The 18,872-nt window shown below is 40.7% G+C and carries 22 protein-coding genes; all 22 read left to right on the top strand.

Annotated features, from left to right (window positions below):
* The first annotated feature begins 69 nt into the window (after positions 1–69).
* Entirely contained in the window at positions 70–1,167 is a 1,098-nt protein-coding gene (yqeH, locus tag D7I46_RS11250; RefSeq protein ID WP_162930941.1) for a ribosome biogenesis GTPase YqeH, read from the top strand.
* A gap of 34 nt (positions 1,168–1,201) precedes the next feature.
* Positions 1,202–1,450: an RpiB/LacA/LacB family sugar-phosphate isomerase gene (locus tag D7I46_RS13580; protein ID WP_240424430.1), complete on the top strand. Its 249-nt coding sequence runs from the start codon at positions 1,202–1,204 to the stop codon at positions 1,448–1,450.
* A gap of 3 nt (positions 1,451–1,453) precedes the next feature.
* Positions 1,454–1,891 (top strand): RpiB/LacA/LacB family sugar-phosphate isomerase, encoded by a 438-nt coding sequence (locus D7I46_RS13585; RefSeq protein ID WP_240424432.1) that lies wholly within the window; start codon positions 1,454–1,456, stop codon positions 1,889–1,891.
* The gene (locus tag D7I46_RS11260) at positions 1,888–2,463 is read left to right on the top strand and encodes a DUF998 domain-containing protein (RefSeq protein WP_120772954.1); all 576 of its coding nucleotides are present in this window, start codon (positions 1,888–1,890) and stop codon (positions 2,461–2,463) included. The genes D7I46_RS13585 and D7I46_RS11260 overlap by 4 nt, the downstream gene beginning before the upstream one ends.
* Before the next feature lie 52 nt (positions 2,464–2,515).
* Positions 2,516–2,803, top strand: coding sequence for a YciI family protein (locus tag D7I46_RS11265; RefSeq protein WP_162930896.1), 288 nt, complete (start codon positions 2,516–2,518; stop codon positions 2,801–2,803).
* A complete protein-coding gene (locus D7I46_RS11270) occupies positions 2,767–3,408 on the top strand; it encodes an NUDIX hydrolase (protein ID WP_240424434.1) in 642 nt (213 codons plus the stop codon). The genes D7I46_RS11265 and D7I46_RS11270 overlap by 37 nt, the downstream gene beginning before the upstream one ends.
* 63 nt (positions 3,409–3,471) lie before the next feature.
* Positions 3,472–4,716: a GTPase HflX gene (hflX, locus tag D7I46_RS11275; RefSeq protein ID WP_120772957.1), complete on the top strand. Its 1,245-nt coding sequence runs from the start codon at positions 3,472–3,474 to the stop codon at positions 4,714–4,716.
* 24 nt (positions 4,717–4,740) lie between these two features.
* Positions 4,741–5,055: a YhbY family RNA-binding protein gene (locus D7I46_RS11280; protein ID WP_120772958.1), complete on the top strand. Its 315-nt coding sequence runs from the start codon at positions 4,741–4,743 to the stop codon at positions 5,053–5,055.
* A 150-nt stretch (positions 5,056–5,205) separates the two neighbouring features.
* Positions 5,206–5,805, top strand: coding sequence for a nicotinate-nicotinamide nucleotide adenylyltransferase (locus D7I46_RS11285; protein WP_120772959.1), 600 nt, complete (start codon positions 5,206–5,208; stop codon positions 5,803–5,805).
* Positions 5,798–6,388, top strand: coding sequence for a bis(5'-nucleosyl)-tetraphosphatase (symmetrical) YqeK (gene yqeK / locus D7I46_RS11290; protein ID WP_120772960.1), 591 nt, complete (start codon positions 5,798–5,800; stop codon positions 6,386–6,388). The genes D7I46_RS11285 and yqeK overlap by 8 nt, the downstream gene beginning before the upstream one ends.
* 46 nt (positions 6,389–6,434) lie before the next feature.
* Positions 6,435–6,860 (top strand): GNAT family N-acetyltransferase, encoded by a 426-nt coding sequence (locus tag D7I46_RS11295; RefSeq protein ID WP_120772961.1) that lies wholly within the window; start codon positions 6,435–6,437, stop codon positions 6,858–6,860.
* Positions 6,861–7,197: 337 nt separating this feature from the next.
* On the top strand, positions 7,198–7,557 hold the full coding sequence (gene rsfS, locus D7I46_RS11300; RefSeq protein ID WP_120773366.1) for a ribosome silencing factor: 360 nt from the start codon (positions 7,198–7,200) through the stop codon (positions 7,555–7,557).
* Between the two features lie 273 nt (positions 7,558–7,830).
* Entirely contained in the window at positions 7,831–8,565 is a 735-nt protein-coding gene (locus tag D7I46_RS11305) for a class I SAM-dependent DNA methyltransferase (protein WP_120772962.1), read from the top strand.
* Positions 8,562–9,650: a nucleotidyltransferase gene (locus tag D7I46_RS11310; protein WP_120772963.1), complete on the top strand. Its 1,089-nt coding sequence runs from the start codon at positions 8,562–8,564 to the stop codon at positions 9,648–9,650. The genes D7I46_RS11305 and D7I46_RS11310 overlap by 4 nt, the downstream gene beginning before the upstream one ends.
* A 130-nt stretch (positions 9,651–9,780) precedes the next feature.
* Positions 9,781–12,420 carry a lectin like domain-containing protein gene (locus tag D7I46_RS11315; RefSeq protein WP_120772964.1) on the top strand — a complete coding sequence of 880 codons (2,640 nt, stop codon included), beginning with the start codon at positions 9,781–9,783 and terminating at the stop codon, positions 12,418–12,420.
* 139 nt (positions 12,421–12,559) lie between these two features.
* The gene (locus D7I46_RS11320; RefSeq protein ID WP_120772965.1) at positions 12,560–13,279 is read left to right on the top strand and encodes a YebC/PmpR family DNA-binding transcriptional regulator; all 720 of its coding nucleotides are present in this window, start codon (positions 12,560–12,562) and stop codon (positions 13,277–13,279) included.
* Positions 13,280–13,492: 213 nt separating this feature from the next.
* Positions 13,493–14,044, top strand: a complete 552-nt coding sequence (locus D7I46_RS11325; protein ID WP_240424436.1) for a GyrI-like domain-containing protein — start codon at positions 13,493–13,495, stop codon at positions 14,042–14,044.
* A 281-nt stretch (positions 14,045–14,325) separates the two neighbouring features.
* On the top strand, positions 14,326–14,985 hold the full coding sequence (locus D7I46_RS11330) for a uracil-DNA glycosylase (protein ID WP_120772966.1): 660 nt from the start codon (positions 14,326–14,328) through the stop codon (positions 14,983–14,985).
* Between the two features lie 219 nt (positions 14,986–15,204).
* Positions 15,205–16,032, top strand: coding sequence for an alpha/beta fold hydrolase (locus D7I46_RS11335; protein WP_120772967.1), 828 nt, complete (start codon positions 15,205–15,207; stop codon positions 16,030–16,032).
* A 253-nt stretch (positions 16,033–16,285) separates the two neighbouring features.
* On the top strand, positions 16,286–16,462 hold the full coding sequence (gene rpsU / locus D7I46_RS11340; protein ID WP_075525234.1) for a 30S ribosomal protein S21: 177 nt from the start codon (positions 16,286–16,288) through the stop codon (positions 16,460–16,462).
* 106 nt (positions 16,463–16,568) lie between these two features.
* The gene (locus D7I46_RS11345) at positions 16,569–17,363 is read left to right on the top strand and encodes an HAD family hydrolase (RefSeq protein WP_120772968.1); all 795 of its coding nucleotides are present in this window, start codon (positions 16,569–16,571) and stop codon (positions 17,361–17,363) included.
* A 305-nt stretch (positions 17,364–17,668) separates the two neighbouring features.
* Positions 17,669–18,865 (top strand): phosphoglycerate kinase, encoded by a 1,197-nt coding sequence (locus D7I46_RS11350; protein WP_120772969.1) that lies wholly within the window; start codon positions 17,669–17,671, stop codon positions 18,863–18,865.
* Positions 18,866–18,872 lie beyond the last annotated feature (7 nt).

Below are 18,872 nucleotides of genomic sequence, written 5' to 3' on the forward strand. Positions count from 1 at the left end.
GCAAAAAATTGTCTAGAAATGCCTGCAAATTGTGGTATAATTAGGCTTATGATTGAAAATGAAAATATGATGGAAGAACTGCACTGTATTGGTTGCGGAGCTGTGATTCAAACTGAAGATAAAGATGGACTGGGCTATTTGCCTGCGGGTGCGTTGAAGAAAAAGCTGGAAAATGGGGATGAATTGTATTGTCAGCGTTGTTTCCGCTTGCGTCATTACAATGAAATTGCTCCAACAAGCTTGACTGATGAGGACTTTTTGGCACTTTTGCGTGAGATTGGGCAGCATGATGCATTGATTGTCAATGTGGTGGATATTTTTGATTTTAATGGTTCGCTGATTTCATCGTTGCACCGTTTGACGGGGAATAATGATGTGTTGATGGTAGCAAATAAGCGTGATGTGTTGCCAAAATCTTTGAAAGTTGGTAAGTTGACGGCTTGGCTAAGAGAGCAGGCAGCAAATTATGGCTTGAAACCGAAGGATATTTTGGTGACTTCTGCTAAAAATCAGGACGATGTAGAGCAGCTGATGGAGGCGATTGAGCATTACCGTCGTGGGCGCGATGTCTATGTGGTCGGTGTGACGAATGTCGGTAAATCAACGCTGATTAATGCGATTATCAAGAATGCTTCAGGCGCTGATGATGAGGTCATTACGACGAGTCGTTTTCCTGGGACGACTTTGGATAAGATTGAGATTCCGCTGGATAGAGATACGGCTTTGATTGACACGCCGGGGATTATTCATCGTGGGCAAATGGCGCATTATTTAGCGCCTGAGGATTTGAAATATGTGTCGCCAAGAAAGGAAATCAAGCCAAAAACGTATCAGCTCAATCCAGAGCAGACCTTATTTTTCGGTGGTTTGGGACGCTTTGACTTTATTTCTGGTGAACGGCAGGGGATGACGGCTTATTTTGACAATGAGCTGAATATTCATCGGACGAAGCTTGAGGGTGCGACGGAATTTTATGAGAAGCACAAGGGGGAGCTGCTTGCTCCTGCGCTCGTCAATGCAAAATTGGTGCGCAAAGAATTTTCAGTCAAGGAGAAATCTGATATTGTCTTTAACGGCTTAGGCTGGGTGCGCGTGCCTGAGCGTGCAGTGGTCGCAGCTTGGGTGCCTGAGGGTGTGGATATTGTGATGCGTAAAGCGCTGATTTAGGCTGTCAGAGCTGACAGAAATGGTGGAGGTGCAGATGAAAATTGCGGTCATTCAAGCCAGCACGCAAATCGCGCGCAATCACTTGCTTTTTGAAGAAACGAAGCGAGCGACAGAGCATTTGGGCGCTGAGGTGTTCAACTTTGGTGCAGTTGAAAATGAAGAAAATTTTTCTTATCTCCAGATTTCGCTTTGTGTTGGACTTTTGTTGAATTCTGGGAGTGTGGATTTTGTTGTGACGGGCTGCCCAAGTGGCAATGGCTTTAACAGTCCAGTGGACTGTTAAAGGTTGCGGATAGGAAAAGCGGAGCTTTTCTCATTCGTAGAGATTGCAGCAAATGCTTTGCCAAACGTGATTTGCGGTTATTTGCCGACACCGTCTGACGCGTTTTTGTTTGGACGGATTAATCAAGGAAATTGTGCTTCGTTGCCATTAGGCCTGAATTTTGGCTGGAGTGGTGAGGTAAACTTACGATTTACACTTGAAAAATTGTTTGAAACACCCATGGATACGGGCTACCCCGTAGCATCTGCTGAACGGAAAAAACGGGATGCTGTGCAGTTTAAGGCAATTAAAAAATTGGCACAGACTGATATGGTTTCTGTTTTGACAGGCTTGTCAGAGACGTTTGTCAGTTCGATTTTCAGGAAACGAGAGTTGGTAGACTTTATCTTAGAAAATGGGGTAGATAGTGAGCTGACAGCATTTTTGAAAGGAAAACGATGATGGCGATGTTTGCACTTTTATCCATTTTTGGCAGCAGTGCTTTTCTGATTTTGTTGACGCTTCTGCATTTCTTGAAGCCTGAGATTTCTCCGTGGTGGCGCTTGATTAGCGAGTACGCGATTGGTAGATACGGCTTACTCATGCGGCTTGCTTTTTGGGGCTTGGCATTGGGTGTGCTCAGCTTTGTTATGGCGAGAGTGGAATCTGGCGGTGGACAGTTTAGCCTTATCGCGCTTAGTGTTATTGGGCTTGTGCTGATTGCAGCAGGATATTTTGTGTCAAATCCTATAACCGTGGCTGATGATGATAAAACGCTTACAGGAAAAATTCACGATTTCTGTGGTGGAATTGTCATTGTAGGCTTTCCGCTCACGATTTGCTTTGTCAAAGGTAATGTTTTACCACTGACTATGCTGGTTTGGTTGGGCTTTCTGTATTTTATTGGCAGTGTGATTTTCTATCTGTCAAAAACAAAAACTTTTGGTCCAAAAGCTAAAGTTGGACCTGCCAACCGACTGATGATGTTGACTTATGCACTCTGGCTGATTGTCCATGCTGCGCTTTTGCTTTGAACAGGACTGGTCAGGGCTGTCAGCGCCTGACAGTATTTTTGAAAGGAAAACAATGATTACAATTTTACTTTACACAATCGGCGAAAATGTAACACGTGAGCAAATTATGTCCGTGTTTCCGCGCCACAAGGCTTGGGTAGATCAGTTCGTCGATGAGCAAAAAATTATGGGCATCGGCACTTTTGCTGATCCGCTTAAAGATGGCGCTATGGGACTATTTCCCAACATGGAGCTGGCTGAAGAGTTTGTCGCCAGAGACCCATTTGTCAAGGAAGGGATTGTCACAAAAGTCAAGCTGAAAGAATGGGCGGGACAGTTTTTCACATCAATCGTGCGCTGACAGGCTGTCAGTACGCTGACGGAAGTTTTGCCAGGATAGAAAGAGATAAAATGGGCAAAGATATTGCGCTGACAAGTGGAAACGAATATTTTCGCTATCGTGCTTGTGGCATTATTATTGAAAATGACACGGTGCTGATGGTAAGCAATGATCGCGATGATTACTTTTACAGTATCGGTGGTGCGGTGAAAATTGGTGAAACTGCTGAAGAGGCTTGTGTCAGAGAAGTTTTCGAGGAAACGGGTGTGTATTTTGAGATTGACAGATTGATGTTCATTCATGAAAATTTCGTTACATTTTCTGAGACTGAACAACGAACGGAGAAAAATGCGCACGAATTGGCTTTTTATTTTCTGATGAAACCACAAGAGCATGGTGATTTTAAACCCGATATAACAAATGATGGATTTCCGGAACACCTCACATGGATTTCTATCAGCACTTATAGAGGGCACAAGGCCTATCCTTTATTTTTCGCTGATGAATTACCAAAGCTGCGACTCGACTTGCGACTTCAGTCGCTTAGCGAGAGTGGACAAGCGAGCGGAAAAAGTGCGAAGCTGTCAGTGCTGACAGAAGTGAAAAGAATTGTGACTCACGAGTAAAAGTGTCCAAATTTATCACGATGTATTTGAACAGATATAAATAATGAAAGAACAACTTAGAATTTGATAGAAAACGAAGAAAAACAAGAACGCATCTTACTGGCAGGAGTTGAGCTGCAAAGCAACACGGACAGTTTTGAAAGCTCGATGGCAGAGCTGTCAGATTTGACAAAAACTGCAGGCGGTTTGGTGATTGACCAATTTACGCAGAAACGTGAGAAGCCTGACGGGCGCACGATGATTGGCTCTGGCAAGCTGGAGCAGATGCGCTGGGCGATTGAGGTTGGCGCGATTGACACGGTAATTTTCAATGAGCGACTGACACCACGACAAAATGTCAATCTGGAGGCTGCGCTTGGTGTCAAGGTGATTGACCGAATGCAGCTGATTTTGGACATTTTTGCCATGCGCGCGCGCAGTCATGAGGGGATGCTGCAAGTTGAGCAGGCGCAGTTGAGTTATTTGCTCCCAAGACTTGTGGGGCAAGGGATTATGCTGTCGCGTCAAGGCGGCGGAATTGGCTCAAAAGGACCAGGTGAATCTAAGCTGGAGATGGATCGCAGGCACATTCGCACGCGGATTGAGGACATTGACAAACAACTTAAAAAAGTCGAACAAACGCGAGAAAATATTCGTAAAAAACGCAATCAGAGCGGAATTTTCAGGATTGGCTTGATTGGCTACACCAATGCAGGAAAATCAAGTATCATGAATGCCCTAGTCGGAGCGCAAAAAACTCAATATGAGCAAGATGAACTCTTTGCTACGCTTGATGCTACAACGAAAATGGTCAAGCTTCACGAAGATTTTACTGTCAGCTTGACTGATACTGTTGGATTTATTCAAAATTTACCGACAGAGCTGATTAAAGCGTTCAAATCAACACTGGAGGAGAGCGCCAACGTTGATTTGCTCATTCATGTGATTGATGCGAGTAATCCTCACCATGAAATTCATGAGCAGACGGTCTTGAAAATCATGAAAGAATTGAAACTGATGGGGATTCCCGTACTTAATGTTTATAACAAAATGGATATTGCACCGAGCGATTTTCTGCCAACACTGAGTCCCGCAATTCAGCTCTCCATCAAGTCTCTAGACGGCAGCCAATGGCTGAAAACGGCGATTTTAGAAAAATTGCACGAGCTTTTCCATCATTTTGAGTTAAATTTACCTTATGAAAAAGCCTATCAACTCCCCGAACTGCGCAAGGTTGCGCTGGTGCAAGAACTTGAAGAAGGAGAGACAGGTTACCTTGTCAAAGGATTGATTTCACCCAACTTGCTTTGGAAATTAGAGCAGTATTAATTAAGTTAGAAAAGAAAGAAAAAAATGGAATTAAACGGAAAACAGAAACGCTATCTCCGCAGTCTTGCGGTCAATATTCGCCCGATTGTACAAATCGGCAAAGCTGGGCTGACCAATGAGATTTTGACCAGCATTCGCAACGCTTGCGACGCGCGTGAGTTGATTAAGGTCAATATTTTGCAGAACTCGGATGAAGTGGCAGCAGATGTGGCAAGCAGTATTGAAGACATGGGACTTGATGTTGTGCAGATTATTGGGCGAAACATTGTCGTTTTCAAGGTCTCAGATCGTAAAGAAAACCGCAAAATTTCAACAGATGTAAAAAATATTGTGAAATGACACGCAAAAAGTGTACTGACATGGGACAACTAAGTTCGCTGTAAGTCAGCAAGCTAGCAACGCTCACTTACGAGAAGCCTACTGCGCTTCGCTATGCTGTCCATTTGGCAGCCTGTCAGCACGACATGAGCAACGTAATAAGGAAACAAAATGGCAATAGAACTCCTAACACCTTTCACAAAGGTAAAATTAAAAACTGAAGAAGGTGAGAAACGGCGAGCAATCGGGCTTTTTTGGGGTAATTTTAATCCTGTGCATATTGCGCATATGGTAATTGCTGATCAGGTGCGTCAGCAACTTCATCTGGAAAAAGTCGTTTTCTTGCCTGAGCATAATACTGACGGTCACGTTGCTAGTATGCTCACTGCTGCGATTGATGGAAGAGAGGGACTTGAGGTAGATGCTTGCCGTTTGCGTGCTAAAAATGGAGACGATATTTACCGTACGGTACTCGATTTGCGTGAAGAAAATCCTGAATGTGATTTCTACTTCATTGTTGGCGGTGATATGATTTCTGGACTTTCTGCTTGGCCGCACATTGATGAATTGATTGACATGGTGCAATTTGTTGGGGTTAGACGTCCGAGATACCGAGCGGGAACTTCCTATCCGATTTTGTGGGTGGATGTGCCTGCGATGGATGTTTCTGGAAATTTGATTCGTGAGCAACTTCACCGTGGGATTATTCCTCATTTTTTGTTGGCACCAAAAGTGTTGAATTATATTTTGAAAGAAGGCTTGTATGTTTGATTTTTATGAGGAAGTAGGGCTTTCAAGGTCTGCGCTCTTGGAACGGATTTCTGAAAATGTGAAAGCATCGCGTTTTAAGCATATTTTAGGTGTGGAGAAAGCAGCAATAAAATTGGCAGAGAAATATGGTGTAAATCCTCATAAAGCAAGTTTAGCAGCTCTTTTGCATGATTATTGTAAAGAAGAATATGACGCAACTTTTCTTGCTTTGATTGACAAATATCATCTTGATGAAGAACTCAAAAACTGGGACAATAATATCTGGCACGGCAAAGTCGGTATTTGGAAAATGCGTGAAGACTTTGGCTTGCAGGATGATGAAATTTTGCGGGCGATTGAGATTCACACGGTGGGGAGTCAAGAGATGTCTGAGCTTGCCAAAGTGCTTTATGTGGCGGATTATATTGAAGAGGGACGTGATTTTCCAGGTGTGGTCGAGGCCAGGTGTGTGGCTTGGGATGATCTGAACAAGGCGGTAGCCTTTGAAACGATGCGACTCGTTAGCTATCTGGCAGAGCGGAGATTGACGATTTATCCTGAGACTTTTGAGGCTTACAATGCTTTTATTAGTTATTTAAGATGAAAAATGAGTCTGTCAGTATGCTGACGAAAAATTTGGAGGTCATAAAATGATTCGGAAAGCTGAAATGAAGGATGTAGTGGATATTACACGGTTGTCAGCAGTCCTTGGTTATCCTGTCAGTCAATCAGTGATTAAGCAAAATCTTTCACGGCTCTTGCTGGATGAAAGGCACGAATTTTGGGTTTATGAGCTGGATGACACTGTTATCGGTTTCATTGAGGCGGAAACTTATGAGGCGGTTTACTCTGCGGATATTATGTTAAATGTTTTGGGGCTGGTTGTGGATACCGCTTGTCAAGGAAAATCTATCGGTGGTCAATTGCTGACAGAGTTAGAGCGACGTGCGAAGGCGCGTGGAATTTCTGTCATTCGCTTAAATTCTGGCGAGCAACGTTATGAAGCACACCGTTTTTATGAGAAACAAGGTTATCACTCAAATCATTCGCAAAAGCGCTTTTTGAAGTTTTTGTAATTCTGTCAGTTCAATGCGATTACCGTGAGCATTGAATCAGCGAATGGAGGGACTTATCAGCTTAGCTGAGAAGTCCGTCAGTATACTGACAGAGTGAAACTTACGAGCTGTCAGTAGATATTTATTGTGTAGATGAACGGGTTTGTTTATCTAGCAAGTTTTATGTTAAAATAAGTGGTCTAGGTTTTGAAAAGTAGAGATGAGCTCCGCTTTTCAAAGCCTATACGAGTTCGTCCCAAATTATTGATAATGAGGGGGAGTTGTGGTTATATTGTTTTATAATTTATTTTTTTAAGTAAAATAATATTAGAAATAGAAAATGAGAGAGAAATTAAATTTGGATTCAAAAAAATTACTTGAAGTTGTAGTGAAAGCTGCCGATGACAAAAAGGCATTGGATATTATTGCATTGGATGTTGCAGAAGTGTCGGGGATTGCTGATTATTTTGTGATTATGGAAGCGATGAATGCCCGTCAATTAGATGCAATTGCTGATAATATCGCAGACCAAGCAGAACTTGCTGGCGTACAAGCAGCAGGGCATATCGAAGGCGATGCACGCACAGGTTGGGTATTGATTGACCTTGGAGATATTGTTGTTAGCGTTTTTGGACATGATGAACGTAGTCATTTTAATCTTGAAAAACTCTGGTCTGATGCACCATTAGTAGATGTATCTGCTTATATTTCAGAATAGACGTGTTCCGAGACAGCCTTGCATTCACAAATTCGGTAGGACTAGGCAAAAAAAGCTGGATTTAATATTAGAATGAGCTTAAAATCAGCTTGCTCATTTTATTAGTCATTCTGAAATTGGTGGGTTATGGTGCGAAGCACCGTAAATCATTGTATCTTTTTACAATGGGTTAGCGATAGAATAGATTCAATCTGTGAAAAAGTCTTACTGACCGCTTTGTCAGTAATATTTTTTGTATTTGTCAGTACTGACAGAAGGAATGGTGAGATAAAAATGAGTTTTTATGAAGATTTTTCTAAAGTCTACGACCAAGTGATGGACCAAGAGTTGTACGACCAATGGTTGGCTTTTACATTGCGCCATCTTCCGAAACAAACACAGTCCATTTTTGAATTAGCCTGCGGTTCAGGAGCTTTGTCCGTCCGTTTGGCAAAGCAAGGCTATGCTGTTACGGGCCTTGACATTTCAAAGGAAATGCTGACTCTTGCGAGTAATAAGGCACATGATGCGGGTGTAAAAATTAGTTTTACGGCGGGAGATATGCGAAAACTTTCAAGTTCAGCAAAATTTGATGCGGTGACATGTTATTCAGATTCGCTCTGTTATTTGGTGGATTTAGATGAGATACAACAGACTTTTGACGGTGTTTATGACCTTCTTTGTGACGGTGGGACATTCATCTTTGATGTGCATTCAACTTATCAAGTTGATGAAGTTTTTCCAGGTTATTCTTATCATGAAAATGCAGAAGACTTTGCATTTCTTTGGGACTCTTTTGAAGGAGAGGTGCCACATTCAATTGTGCATGAACTTAGTTTTTTCATTCAGGATAAAGCTGGGAAGTTTATCAGGCGTGATGAGGTGCATGAAGAACGAACATATCCCATAGAAGATTATCTATCACGTCTTGCTACAGCTGGATTTTCTGAAGTAATGGTTTGTGCAGATTTTGAAGATAAGGCACCAGTAGAGGATAGTAGACGCTGGTTTTTTGTGTGTAAAAAATGACTAAAATAACAGGTATCATTGCAGAGTTTAATCCTTTTCATAATGGACATCAATATCTACTAGAACAAGCTTCCGGAATAAAAATCGTTGCTATGTCTGGAAATTGGGTTCAGCGTGGAGAGCCTGCGATTTTTGATAAATGGACACGTGCAGAAATGGCGCTGCGCTGCGGTGCAGATTTGGTAGTGGAGTTGCCGACAACGGTATCTGTTCAAGCAGCTGATTTTTTTGCTGCAGGGAGTGTCAAAATTTTGGCAAATTTAGGAATTGACACACTTTTATTTGGTAGCGAATCAGATACGGATTATAACCTAATTTCCAAAATTTATGCTGAAAAATCAGTAGAAATGCAAAAATTTTTGGAAAATTTACCCCAGCACCTCTCTTATCCAGAAAAAACGCAGATGATGTGGGAAAAATTTTCTAATGTAAAGTTTGATGGCAATACACCTAATCATGTTTTAGCGCTTGCTTATGCTAAAGCTTGTGCTAGGTGTCAGATTGTACTTCAGCCAGTTCGTCGTTTAGGAGAATTTCATTCGTTGTCACTTTCAGCATCTTTTGTAAGTGCGACAGCCATCAGAAAGGGCTTGCTGACAGGTCTGTCAGTAGACAACGGATTTCCATCAGTACTGACCGGCTTGTATGAGCACCCTAAAACAAGTTGGTCAGTTTACTTTCCGCTTTTGAAATACAAAATTATTTCGTCAGTACTGACAGATATTCATCAGATGAATCAGGAGTTAGAAATCCGAATCAAGTTAGCTGCAAAACAAGCTCAAAGCTTTGAGGAATTAGTCGAACTTACCTCTACAAAACGTTATACAAAAGCTAGAATTAGGCGTTTATTCACTTATATTTTACTGGATATTCCAAGAGATTTTGCTGGACCTGAACGAATCCATGTCTTAGGATTTACAAAGCAAGGTCAGAAAATATTGGCGCAAGCAAAAGATAGAGTGCTGACAAAGATTGGTCAGCAACCGTGGGACACCGTTACACAAAAGTCGGATGAAATTTACCGCTTAGGAAATTCAGAACTTCAAGAGCAAAATTATGGACGTAAACCGATAATCCTTCCCTGAAAACTTCAGAGCAAACGCTTTGAAGTTTTTATTATAAATGGCGCAAACGTTTGCATAACAATTGCTATTTTATCAAAAATAGTATATTTTGGAAGTAACAAAAAATCAATAATAAAGCTAAGGGAGAGTGATGAAAAATAAAAAGTGGATTATTTCATTAATCATTTGTTGCTTGTTGGGTTCTCTTGTTTACTCCGAACCTGTATTGTCGCAGATGAACGGAGCACCCCAAAAAGCTGCACAAATCAAACCATCCATACGAAAAGTTGGAAAAGACGGTCAAACAGGAGGTTTGCTTCAAACCTTGCTGCCCCACGCGCTTCCTTCCAATCAACTGCAATCCACGGCAACTCAAGATTCTTTAGGGTCTTCTGGAACGACAGATAATCTTCCAGAAACAACAACATCCAGCTCAAGCCCCATTGTGAGTAGTGGCGCTTTGCCAGCACTGTGGAATCCTCTGAATCCATCATCCACAAATTATCAAAAAGTAACTCCTGTTTTGAATCAAGGAATCCAGAATATCTGCTGGAGCTTCACAGGAACAGACACCATTGCCACAAGCAGTCTTTCACAACTGGGAACAGCACCTAGCTTATCTCCTGTTTATTATGATTATTTATCTGCTTATAATGCTTTTACGAATAATACGATAAATCCTTTATCCATCATGCTCTACAATACAACAGGTCAGCTTGTGCCACGGCAGCTTTCAACGGATGGAAATACCTTAGACTATGTTCCAGTGATGAGCGTACAAGGCTACGACCCAGTAACTGCTACAAGTTTGCCTCAACCTCAGCCTGTAACCACTGCACTTGACACACCAATGAATCAAACGGCTTTTAACAACCTAACCAAAGCAAACGTCCATGTCAGTGATAGCTACAAACTGACAGGCTTTGCGCCAAATCAATTGCCGGCAAGTTCGAGTGCAATAATGAATCGCGTCAATCAAATCAAACAACTGGTTTATCAATATGGCGCAGTACAGTTTGGTCTTGAAGCAGGCATTTCACTTGTTGCTCCTTATTACAATTCACAGACGAATGCTTCTTATGTCCCTTATTCAGCGGCTACAGCAGGAGGTGCATTGGTCACAACTTATGATAATCAAGAATACCTCAATCAAGACCATGAACTACAGATTGTTGGTTATGATGACAATTATTCTGCTAACAATTTTACTCAAAATCCAGGAATGAATGGTGCTTTTGTAGTGAAAAACACATGGGGAACTAGTTTTGGGATTGGAGGATATTTTTATCTGTCTTATGCCGATGTCTATGTTGCAGGTTCTGAAATCTATGCGGACGAAGTTGTGACAACGCAATCTGGAGAAAAAACATACAGTGCAACCAATATTTCGCCCGAAGCATCGGGTTATTATTATCCACTCTCAGGAAGTTCAAATATTGTTAACACTATTTTTGCAAACACTTATACGAGTCAAACTGTTAGTACCAATCAAGTAGAACAACTGAATTCTATCTCAGCTTATATAGATCAAGCTGGTGTGAGTGTTGAACTACTCTACAAAACAGGCACGGCTAATTCTGGTACTTATACACAATTAGGAACTTATACCTTTACAGATGCAGGCTATCAGACGATTCCATTAAGCAATGCCATCGTACTCCCAAGCAACAGCTCCTATACAGTTGCTATCCAGATTCTTAGTTTACCTTCAGCTTGTAAAGCGCTTAATGTGCCAGTACAGCGTAAAAGCGATGGTTCAACGGGGATATATCCTGTCATGACAACAGGAAATTCGTGGTCTAAATATAGCGGAAGTTGGACGAACTTGAGTAGCACAGAGAGTGCGAATTTGTATTTGGGAGCGAATACGGAGGTGATGCCATTACAATCCCCAAGCATCTCATATCAAACTCAAGTGCAAAATTATGGCTGGGTCTCTCCCACTTACAATGGTCAAACCAATGGAACAACTGGTCTTGCGCTTAGGGTTGAAGCGCTTAAAGCCTCTCTTCTTAATCTTCCCTCCAACCTCTCAGGTAATATTCAATATCAAGCCTATGTTCAAGGAATAGGCTGGCAAAGCACGACCGCCACAGATGGAGCAATCGCTGGAACAGTAGGACAAGCCAAGCGCATGGAAGCATTTAGAATGCAGCTCACTGGATCTATCGCTAGTCAATACGACGTTTATTACCGCGCCTACGTCCAAAATATCGGCTGGCTCGGTTGGACCAAGAATTGGCAGACTGCAGGGACTTCTGGAATGGCTTACCGCATAGAAGCGGTGCAAGTCCAACTCGTTGCCAAAGGAAGCGCCGCACCGTCTAACGGTTCTGTCACTTTCCCTTATTTGACTCTTCCAACAGTAAGTTATAGTACTCATGTTCAAAATATCGGCTGGCAAGCCCCCGTTGTGAATGGTGCTTTATCAGGAACAACAGGGAAGTCACTTAGGATGGAAGCCTTGAAGGTAGAACTTCAAAATATTGCTTCAGGAGTAACAGGTGGAATAACCTATCGGAGTCAATCTCAAAAAATTGGTTGGCAAGCATGGGTATCTGACAATAGTATTTCTGGAACGACAGGACAGGGACTGAGAGATGAAGCCATAGAGATAAAACTTACAGGTGGACTCTCAAACTATTTCAATGTTTATTACCGTGCTCATGTTCAAAGTATCGGTTGGCAAGCGTGGGTATCTAATGGGGCAACCGCTGGAACAGTAGGAAAAGGACTTCGGATGGAGGCTTTGGAGATAAAGATTATTCCTAAAGCTAATCCTGCACCTTAATTAGTGAGATTCTATTAAGTGGGAGGTGCTGGAGAGCTATACAATAATATTGCTTTTATGATATAATATTAGAGAAAAAATCAAGACAAGCAAGTATGGCTTGCCATTAATTATAAAAAATTCTAAGGAGAAATTTCCAATGGGACGTAAATGGGCAAATATTGTTGCTAAAAAAACCGCTAAAGACGGTGCAACTTCTAAAGTATATGCAAAATTCGGTGTTGAAATCTATGCCGCTGCAAAACAAGGTGAACCAGATCCAGAATCAAATTCATCATTAAAATTCGTTATTGAACGGGCAAAACAGGCGCAAGTTCCAAAACACGTCATTGATAAAGCGATTGATAAAGCAAAAGGTGGGGGCGATGAAACTTTCGTTCAAGGACGTTATGAAGGATTTGGACCAAACGGCTCAATGGTTATCGCTGAAACGCTAACTTCAAATGTCAATCGTACGATTGCTAATGTTCGTACCACTTTCCATAAAAATGGTGGGAACATTGGTGCTGCAGGTTCTGTTAGCTATATGTTTGATAACACGGGGGTTATCGTATTCGCTGGAAATGATGCAGACAGCATCTTTGAAATCTTGCTTGATGCTGAGGTGGATGTGCGCGATGTGACTGAAGAAGAAGGAACAATCGTGGTTTATACTGAACCAACGGACCTTCACAAAGGGATTGAAGCCTTAAAAGAAGCTGGTATCACTGAATTTTCAACAACTGAACTTGAATTGATTGCTCAGTCAGAAGTTGAACTTTCACCAGCGGACCTTGAAATTTTTGCGGGTCTTATTGATGCCCTTGAAGATGATGATGATGTTCAACGCGTCTATCATAATGTTGCTAATATGGATTAAAAAATTATTCTTGCTGTCAGTATACTGACAGTTTTTTTATTACTGACAAAGTGATTTGTAAGCAAATGAAACTGACGAAGCGCTGTCATCAAAATTTTGAAAGAAAATCTATGTTATAATGAAAAGTATGAGAACACTTTCGAAAATTGATTTTAAAAAATTGGATAAAAATATTATTACCCTAAACATATTGAAATCATTGATGTTCCACAGATGAGCTTCATTACGATTTCGGGTGCAGGAGCACCAGCAGATGTGGAATTTCAGGAAGCAATTCAGAAGCTTTATCCTGTGGCTTATGCGATTTCGATGAGTTATAAGCGGCAAGATGTGGAAATTGCTGACTTTCAGCCTTTTGTGGTTCCTCCTCTTGAAGGATTGTGGACAAGTAAAGAAGCACCAGAAAATGGTGTGCTTGATAAATCAAATTTTATTTGGAAAATCATGCTTCGAATGCCCGATTTTGTTACAAGAGATACAGTTGAATGGGCGAAGTCTGTCAGTACTGACAAAAAGAAAATGAACTTTTCGGAAGTCAGATTTGAAGAAATAACTGATGGAAAGTGTGTTCAGGCGATACATATTGGATCATTTGACACTGAAACAGAAACTTTTGAAGAAATGGTAAACTTCGCTGCTCATGCAGGATATCGACCTGTTCATAAAAATTTTCATCATCGCGAAATCTACCTCAGTGATTTTCGAAAAACAGCAGCTGAAAAATTAAAAACGGTATTACGCTTATATTTGGAAAAAACAGACTAAGTTAATAACTTACACTAGCTCACCTCTGAATCTAGGCTAGCGGATTTAGTAGTTGAATCGTAGATATACTGCCTGTTGCTCTTGTTAGTGTAGTGAACCATTTCGCCTTGCTGTTGTGGTGTGAAACGAACGTAGAGTACTCACAGAACGATGTACGAAGTGCGTACCTTGCGCTTGCGCAAACTTTAAAGATAAGACAATTTACACAGAAGTGTTATGTATAGAAAGGACTTGAGCCATAATTTGCAAGCATTAAAACTTGTGTGAAGCTCATATTTTGTATGAAGAAAACAGACTGGTCACAACCCCTACGCAGCAGACTGCCGCAAGAATATTTCCCTAATATGATTCATTTCATTAACGAAGTTTACTCAAATGGTAAGATTTATCCGGAAGAGTCTCAGATTTTTAGAGCGATTGAGTTGACAGAGTTGCGTGATACAAAAGTGATTATCGTTGGGCAAGATCCTTATCCGCAGCCTGGCAAAGCACAAGGACTTGCTTTTTCCTATCCTGCAACTTTTAAGGTGAACCGTCCAGATTCCATTGTTAATATTCAGAAAGAACTTGCTGACGAAGGTTTTGCCAAAACTGACAGCGACTTGACTGCTTGGGCAGAGCAAGGGGTGCTTTTGTTAAATGCAGTGTTAACAGTACCAGCGTTTTCTTCTAATGCTCATGCAGGAAAAATCTGGGAACCATTGACTGATGAGCTGATAAAAATTGCATCAGATGATGACAGACCAAAAGTATTTATTCTTTGGGGTGGCTTTGCGCGTAAAAAAGCACAATTGATTGATGCGGATAAACATTTGATTTTAGAGGCACCGCATCCCTCTCCTTTGTCAGCTAGTCGTGGCTTTTTCGGTTCAAAACCGTTTAGTAAAGCTAATGAATTTTTGATACAAACAGGTCAGGTGCCTATTGACTGGAGCAAATAGAACTTATAAAAGAACGTAAAGCAAGTTTTTGAAGCATTGGCAAGTTATACTAGATTCACTTCAAAATCTGATAGGTTGCGCAATTGTCTAGCTAGATAAAACGGATGCACAGTGAGTGATAATCGTTTGAATACATATTATGGTGTTGTTTCAGTGCCATGAAGTTGCGCGGCGATGGCACTTGTGTTGTTATTTTTTACAAGGAATTGGTGATAGAATATGGAAATTTTGTACCTCGATACTGCGGATAGACATAAGATTAGAATGACTTGCTTTGCGCCAGATACAAAACCAAAAGGAGTGATTCAGTTTGTGCATGGTTTTGGGGAAGGCTTAGAACACTTTGCTGATTTAGCAGGATTTCTAATTGCAAAAGGCTATGCATTTGTGGTGCATGACCAACGCGGTTTTGGGAAAGAAGCCCACCGCAGAGGAGTTCATGGTTCCTATGAAAATTTTTTGAATGATATTGAAATTGTGCGCGAGTGGATTGGTCAGAAATTTCCGCAAGTTCCTGTCGTGCTCTTTGGTTTTTCAATGGGTGGAAATATCTCAAGCAATTATATTTTAAAACGTGGAAGCAAGTCCTACCAAGCATTAGTTTTAGAGAGCCCTTGGCTCAGTCTTGATAAAAATCCAAAAAAAGCTACGATTGCTTTAGCAAAATTCTTAGGAAATTTAAATAAAAACTTGCGTATCAAATCAGGTTTAAATGTTCAGGCGATTATGAGAGATAAAGCTCGTTTGAGTGAAATTTTGACGGATGGCATTTATCACGATACAATCTCCATGAGACTTTTTAGTGAAGTTCGTGAGCATGGTGAGTATGCTTTAGAGAATGCGAATAAAATAAAAATTCCGACCTTGCTCTTAGGAGCAGAGCAGGATAAAATTGTTAGCATCAGAGCGATTCGGACATTTGCAGAACGTGCAGATAAGAATATGAAGTATCATGAGGTAGCAGGGGGCTACCATTGTCTACATTATGACTTAGGCTATGATCAAACACGACATCTACTGGTTGGATTTTTAGATGGAATATTTTAAAAATAAGCATCATCACCGCAGATTAGCTAAGATGTGAGAAGAGCTCGATTTGAAATCATGAAAATTAGGAAATTGCAGTTTCGCGCAACAGCATGGTTCTGGAATTTCTCTATTTTCACTGATTTCAAGCATTCTAAACTCAGTTTAAATTATGAACCTTAAAGTATTTGACAAACTCTCCCTCTTTTTGATAGAATGGAAGTGTCGTGTGAAAGACCACGAAATCTTCTGCTTAGAAATGGGGTGAAATTAAATGTCAAAAACTGTTGTACGTAAAAACGAATCGCTTGACGATGCACTCCGTCGTTTCAAACGTTCTGTAACAAAAGCTGGAACTCTTCAAGAACTCCGCAAACGTGAACACTACGAAAAACCTTCTGTAAAACGCAAACGCAAATCAGAAGCAGCTCGTAAACGTAAAAAATACTAATTTTGGTAAATAAAAGTTACTGACAATGTCTGTCAGTAACTTTTTGTTTCTGTCAGTATATTTTACCAGTATCTTGCTATAATAGGGCTATAGAATGGAAGAGGCTATGTCTAAGATTAAACATATATTTTCTGATTTAGATGGTACATTGCTGGATGATAGTGGGAAAATTTCTGTGCGGACTCAAGCCGTTGTGAAAAGTTGTGGTATTCCGTTTACATTAGTTTCTGCGCGTACGCCACAAGCGATGGCGGCTATGATTGAAGAGTTGAGCTTATATACACCACAAATTGCTTTTAATGGCGGTTTGATTTTTAATCGTGAGCAGATTTTGGCGCAATATCCATTAGAATTTTCCACCGCTAAACAGTTGATTCAAAAGCTCAAAATACAATATCCTGAAATCAATCTTAGCATTTACACTTTGGAGAACTGGTATATTGAGCGCCGCGATAAAGATATTGAGCAGGAAATGCAGTATACACCTCAAAAACCAGTATTGATAGATTTTGAGGTATTACTAGTAGAACCTCTTAAAATTTTTAAAATTCTTCTGATTATTCCTGACACTCAACGTTTGATGGAGATTCAAAAAAGTATGAAGTATTTAGAAAAACAGGATGTTATTGTCCAAAAAACATGGGAATCTTATCTTGAGATTACCTCAATTTTTGCTCAAAAATCTTTCGCCATCAAGAAAATTGCAGATGATGAACACTTGAGAAATCATGAATTAGCAGCCTTTGGTGATAATTATAATGACTTAGCAATGCTAAAAGAGGTGGGTATGCCTATTGTCATGGGAAATGCATCAGAGGAAATTAAGAAAGTTGGCAAATTTATTACAAAAAGCAATGAGGAAGATGGAGTTGCAGTTGGTATTGAGCGTTATATTCTCTGACAAATCAGCGGATAAAAGAATGGTCAGATTGACCATTCTGTCAGTTTGTCACGATTGAATAATGAGTGACAAATCGGTGGATAAAAGAATGGTCAGATTGACCATTCTGTCAGTATACTGACAAAAATAAAATTAAAACGTTACCATAAAATTTTCAAAAACAAAATCAAAAATTTTGTGATATAATTAGCTTATTAAAAATAATCAAAAGAATCGAGTTCGACATTCGCTGAAGTTGTAAGCCTAATGGTGTTTTTATGACTTCTGGGCGGTTGGACTCACATCTTGAAGGAGAGTTTTCCAAAATGGCAAAATTGACTGTTAAAGACGTTGAACTTAAAGGTAAAAAAGTTCTTGTACGTGTGGACTTCAATGTTCCACTTAAAGATGGCGTAATTACTAATGATAACCGTATTACAGCTGCCCTTCCAACAATCAAGTATATCCTTGAGGCAGGTGGACGTGCAATCCTCTTCTCTCACCTCGGACGTGTAAAAGAAGAAGCTGATAAAGCTGGTAAATCACTTGCTCCAGTAGCAAAAGCTCTTTCTGAAAAATTGGGACAAGAAGTTGTATTCCCAGGTGTAACACGTGGCGCCGAACTTGAAGCAGCAATCGCTGAACTTAAAGACGGTGAAATCCTGCTCGTTGAAAACACTCGTTTTGAAGATGTTGACGGTAAAAAAGAATCTAAAAATGATCCTGAACTTGGTAAATACTGGGCTTCACTCGGTGATGGTATCTTCGTCAATGACGCATTTGGTACAGCTCACCGTGCGCACGCTTCAAACGTTGGTATCTCAGCAAATGTCGAAAAAGCTGTTGCAGGATTCCTTCTTGAAAACGAAATTGCTTATATCCAAGAAGCAGTTGAAAATCCAGTTCGTCCATTCGTAGCCATCCTTGGTGGTTCAAAAGTTTCTGATAAGATTGGTGTTATTGAAAACTTGCTTGGTAAAGCTGACAAAGTCATCATTGGTGGTGGTATGGCTTACACATTCTTCAAAGCACAAGGTATCGAAATCGGTAATTCACTTGTTGAAGAAGACAAGCTTGATCTTGCAAAAGAATTGCTTGAAAAAGCGCAAGGTAAATTGATTTTGCCAGTTGACTCAAAAGAAGCTGATGCATTTGCAGGTTACACAGTTGTTAAAGATACAGAGGGTGAAGCTGTTGATGCAGGTTTCCTTGGACTTGACGCTGGACCTAAATCAGTAGCAAAATTTGCTAAAGAACTTGAAGGTGCTAAAACAGTCGTTTGGAATGGTCCTATGGGTGTCTTTGAAAATCCTGACTTCCAAGCAGGTACAATCGGCGTAATGGATGCTATCATTGCTCAACCAGGTGTAAAATCAATCATTGGTGGTGGTGACTCAGCAGCAGCCGCTATCAACCTCGGTCGTGCAGATAAATTCTCATGGATTTCAACAGGCGGCGGTGCTTCAATGGAGCTTCTTGAAGGTAAAACACTCCCAGGGCTTGCAGCATTGACTGATAAATAAGATTTGA

The organism is Lactococcus allomyrinae (genome assembly GCF_003627095.1).
Classification (GTDB): Bacteria; Bacillota; Bacilli; order Lactobacillales; family Streptococcaceae; genus Lactococcus; species Lactococcus allomyrinae.

Excerpts from the sequence above, each read along its gene's own strand:
- D7I46_RS11260 (WP_120772954.1), top strand. The coding sequence starts at position 1,888 with ATGATGGCGATGTTTGCACTTTTATCCATTTTTGGCAGCAGTGCTTTT.
- D7I46_RS11330 (WP_120772966.1), top strand. The coding sequence starts at position 14,326 with ATGAAGAAAACAGACTGGTCACAACCCCTACGCAGCAGACTGCCGCAA.
- D7I46_RS11295 (WP_120772961.1), top strand. The coding sequence starts at position 6,435 with ATGATTCGGAAAGCTGAAATGAAGGATGTAGTGGATATTACACGGTTG.
- D7I46_RS11325 (WP_240424436.1), top strand. The coding sequence starts at position 13,493 with ATGAGCTTCATTACGATTTCGGGTGCAGGAGCACCAGCAGATGTGGAA.
- D7I46_RS11335 (WP_120772967.1), top strand. The coding sequence starts at position 15,205 with ATGGAAATTTTGTACCTCGATACTGCGGATAGACATAAGATTAGAATG.
- D7I46_RS13580 (WP_240424430.1), top strand. The coding sequence starts at position 1,202 with ATGAAAATTGCGGTCATTCAAGCCAGCACGCAAATCGCGCGCAATCAC.
- D7I46_RS11310 (WP_120772963.1), top strand. The coding sequence starts at position 8,562 with ATGACTAAAATAACAGGTATCATTGCAGAGTTTAATCCTTTTCATAAT.
- D7I46_RS11350 (WP_120772969.1), top strand. The coding sequence starts at position 17,669 with ATGGCAAAATTGACTGTTAAAGACGTTGAACTTAAAGGTAAAAAAGTT.
- D7I46_RS11285 (WP_120772959.1), top strand. The coding sequence starts at position 5,206 with ATGGCAATAGAACTCCTAACACCTTTCACAAAGGTAAAATTAAAAACT.
- D7I46_RS11280 (WP_120772958.1), top strand. The coding sequence starts at position 4,741 with ATGGAATTAAACGGAAAACAGAAACGCTATCTCCGCAGTCTTGCGGTC.
- yqeK (WP_120772960.1), top strand. The coding sequence starts at position 5,798 with ATGTTTGATTTTTATGAGGAAGTAGGGCTTTCAAGGTCTGCGCTCTTG.
- D7I46_RS11345 (WP_120772968.1), top strand. The coding sequence starts at position 16,569 with ATGTCTAAGATTAAACATATATTTTCTGATTTAGATGGTACATTGCTG.
- D7I46_RS11320 (WP_120772965.1), top strand. The coding sequence starts at position 12,560 with ATGGGACGTAAATGGGCAAATATTGTTGCTAAAAAAACCGCTAAAGAC.
- D7I46_RS11265 (WP_162930896.1), top strand. The coding sequence starts at position 2,516 with ATGATTACAATTTTACTTTACACAATCGGCGAAAATGTAACACGTGAG.
- D7I46_RS11305 (WP_120772962.1), top strand. The coding sequence starts at position 7,831 with ATGAGTTTTTATGAAGATTTTTCTAAAGTCTACGACCAAGTGATGGAC.
- D7I46_RS11315 (WP_120772964.1), top strand. The coding sequence starts at position 9,781 with ATGAAAAATAAAAAGTGGATTATTTCATTAATCATTTGTTGCTTGTTG.
- rpsU (WP_075525234.1), top strand. The coding sequence starts at position 16,286 with ATGTCAAAAACTGTTGTACGTAAAAACGAATCGCTTGACGATGCACTC.
- D7I46_RS11270 (WP_240424434.1), top strand. The coding sequence starts at position 2,767 with ATGGGCGGGACAGTTTTTCACATCAATCGTGCGCTGACAGGCTGTCAG.
- yqeH (WP_162930941.1), top strand. The coding sequence starts at position 70 with ATGGAAGAACTGCACTGTATTGGTTGCGGAGCTGTGATTCAAACTGAA.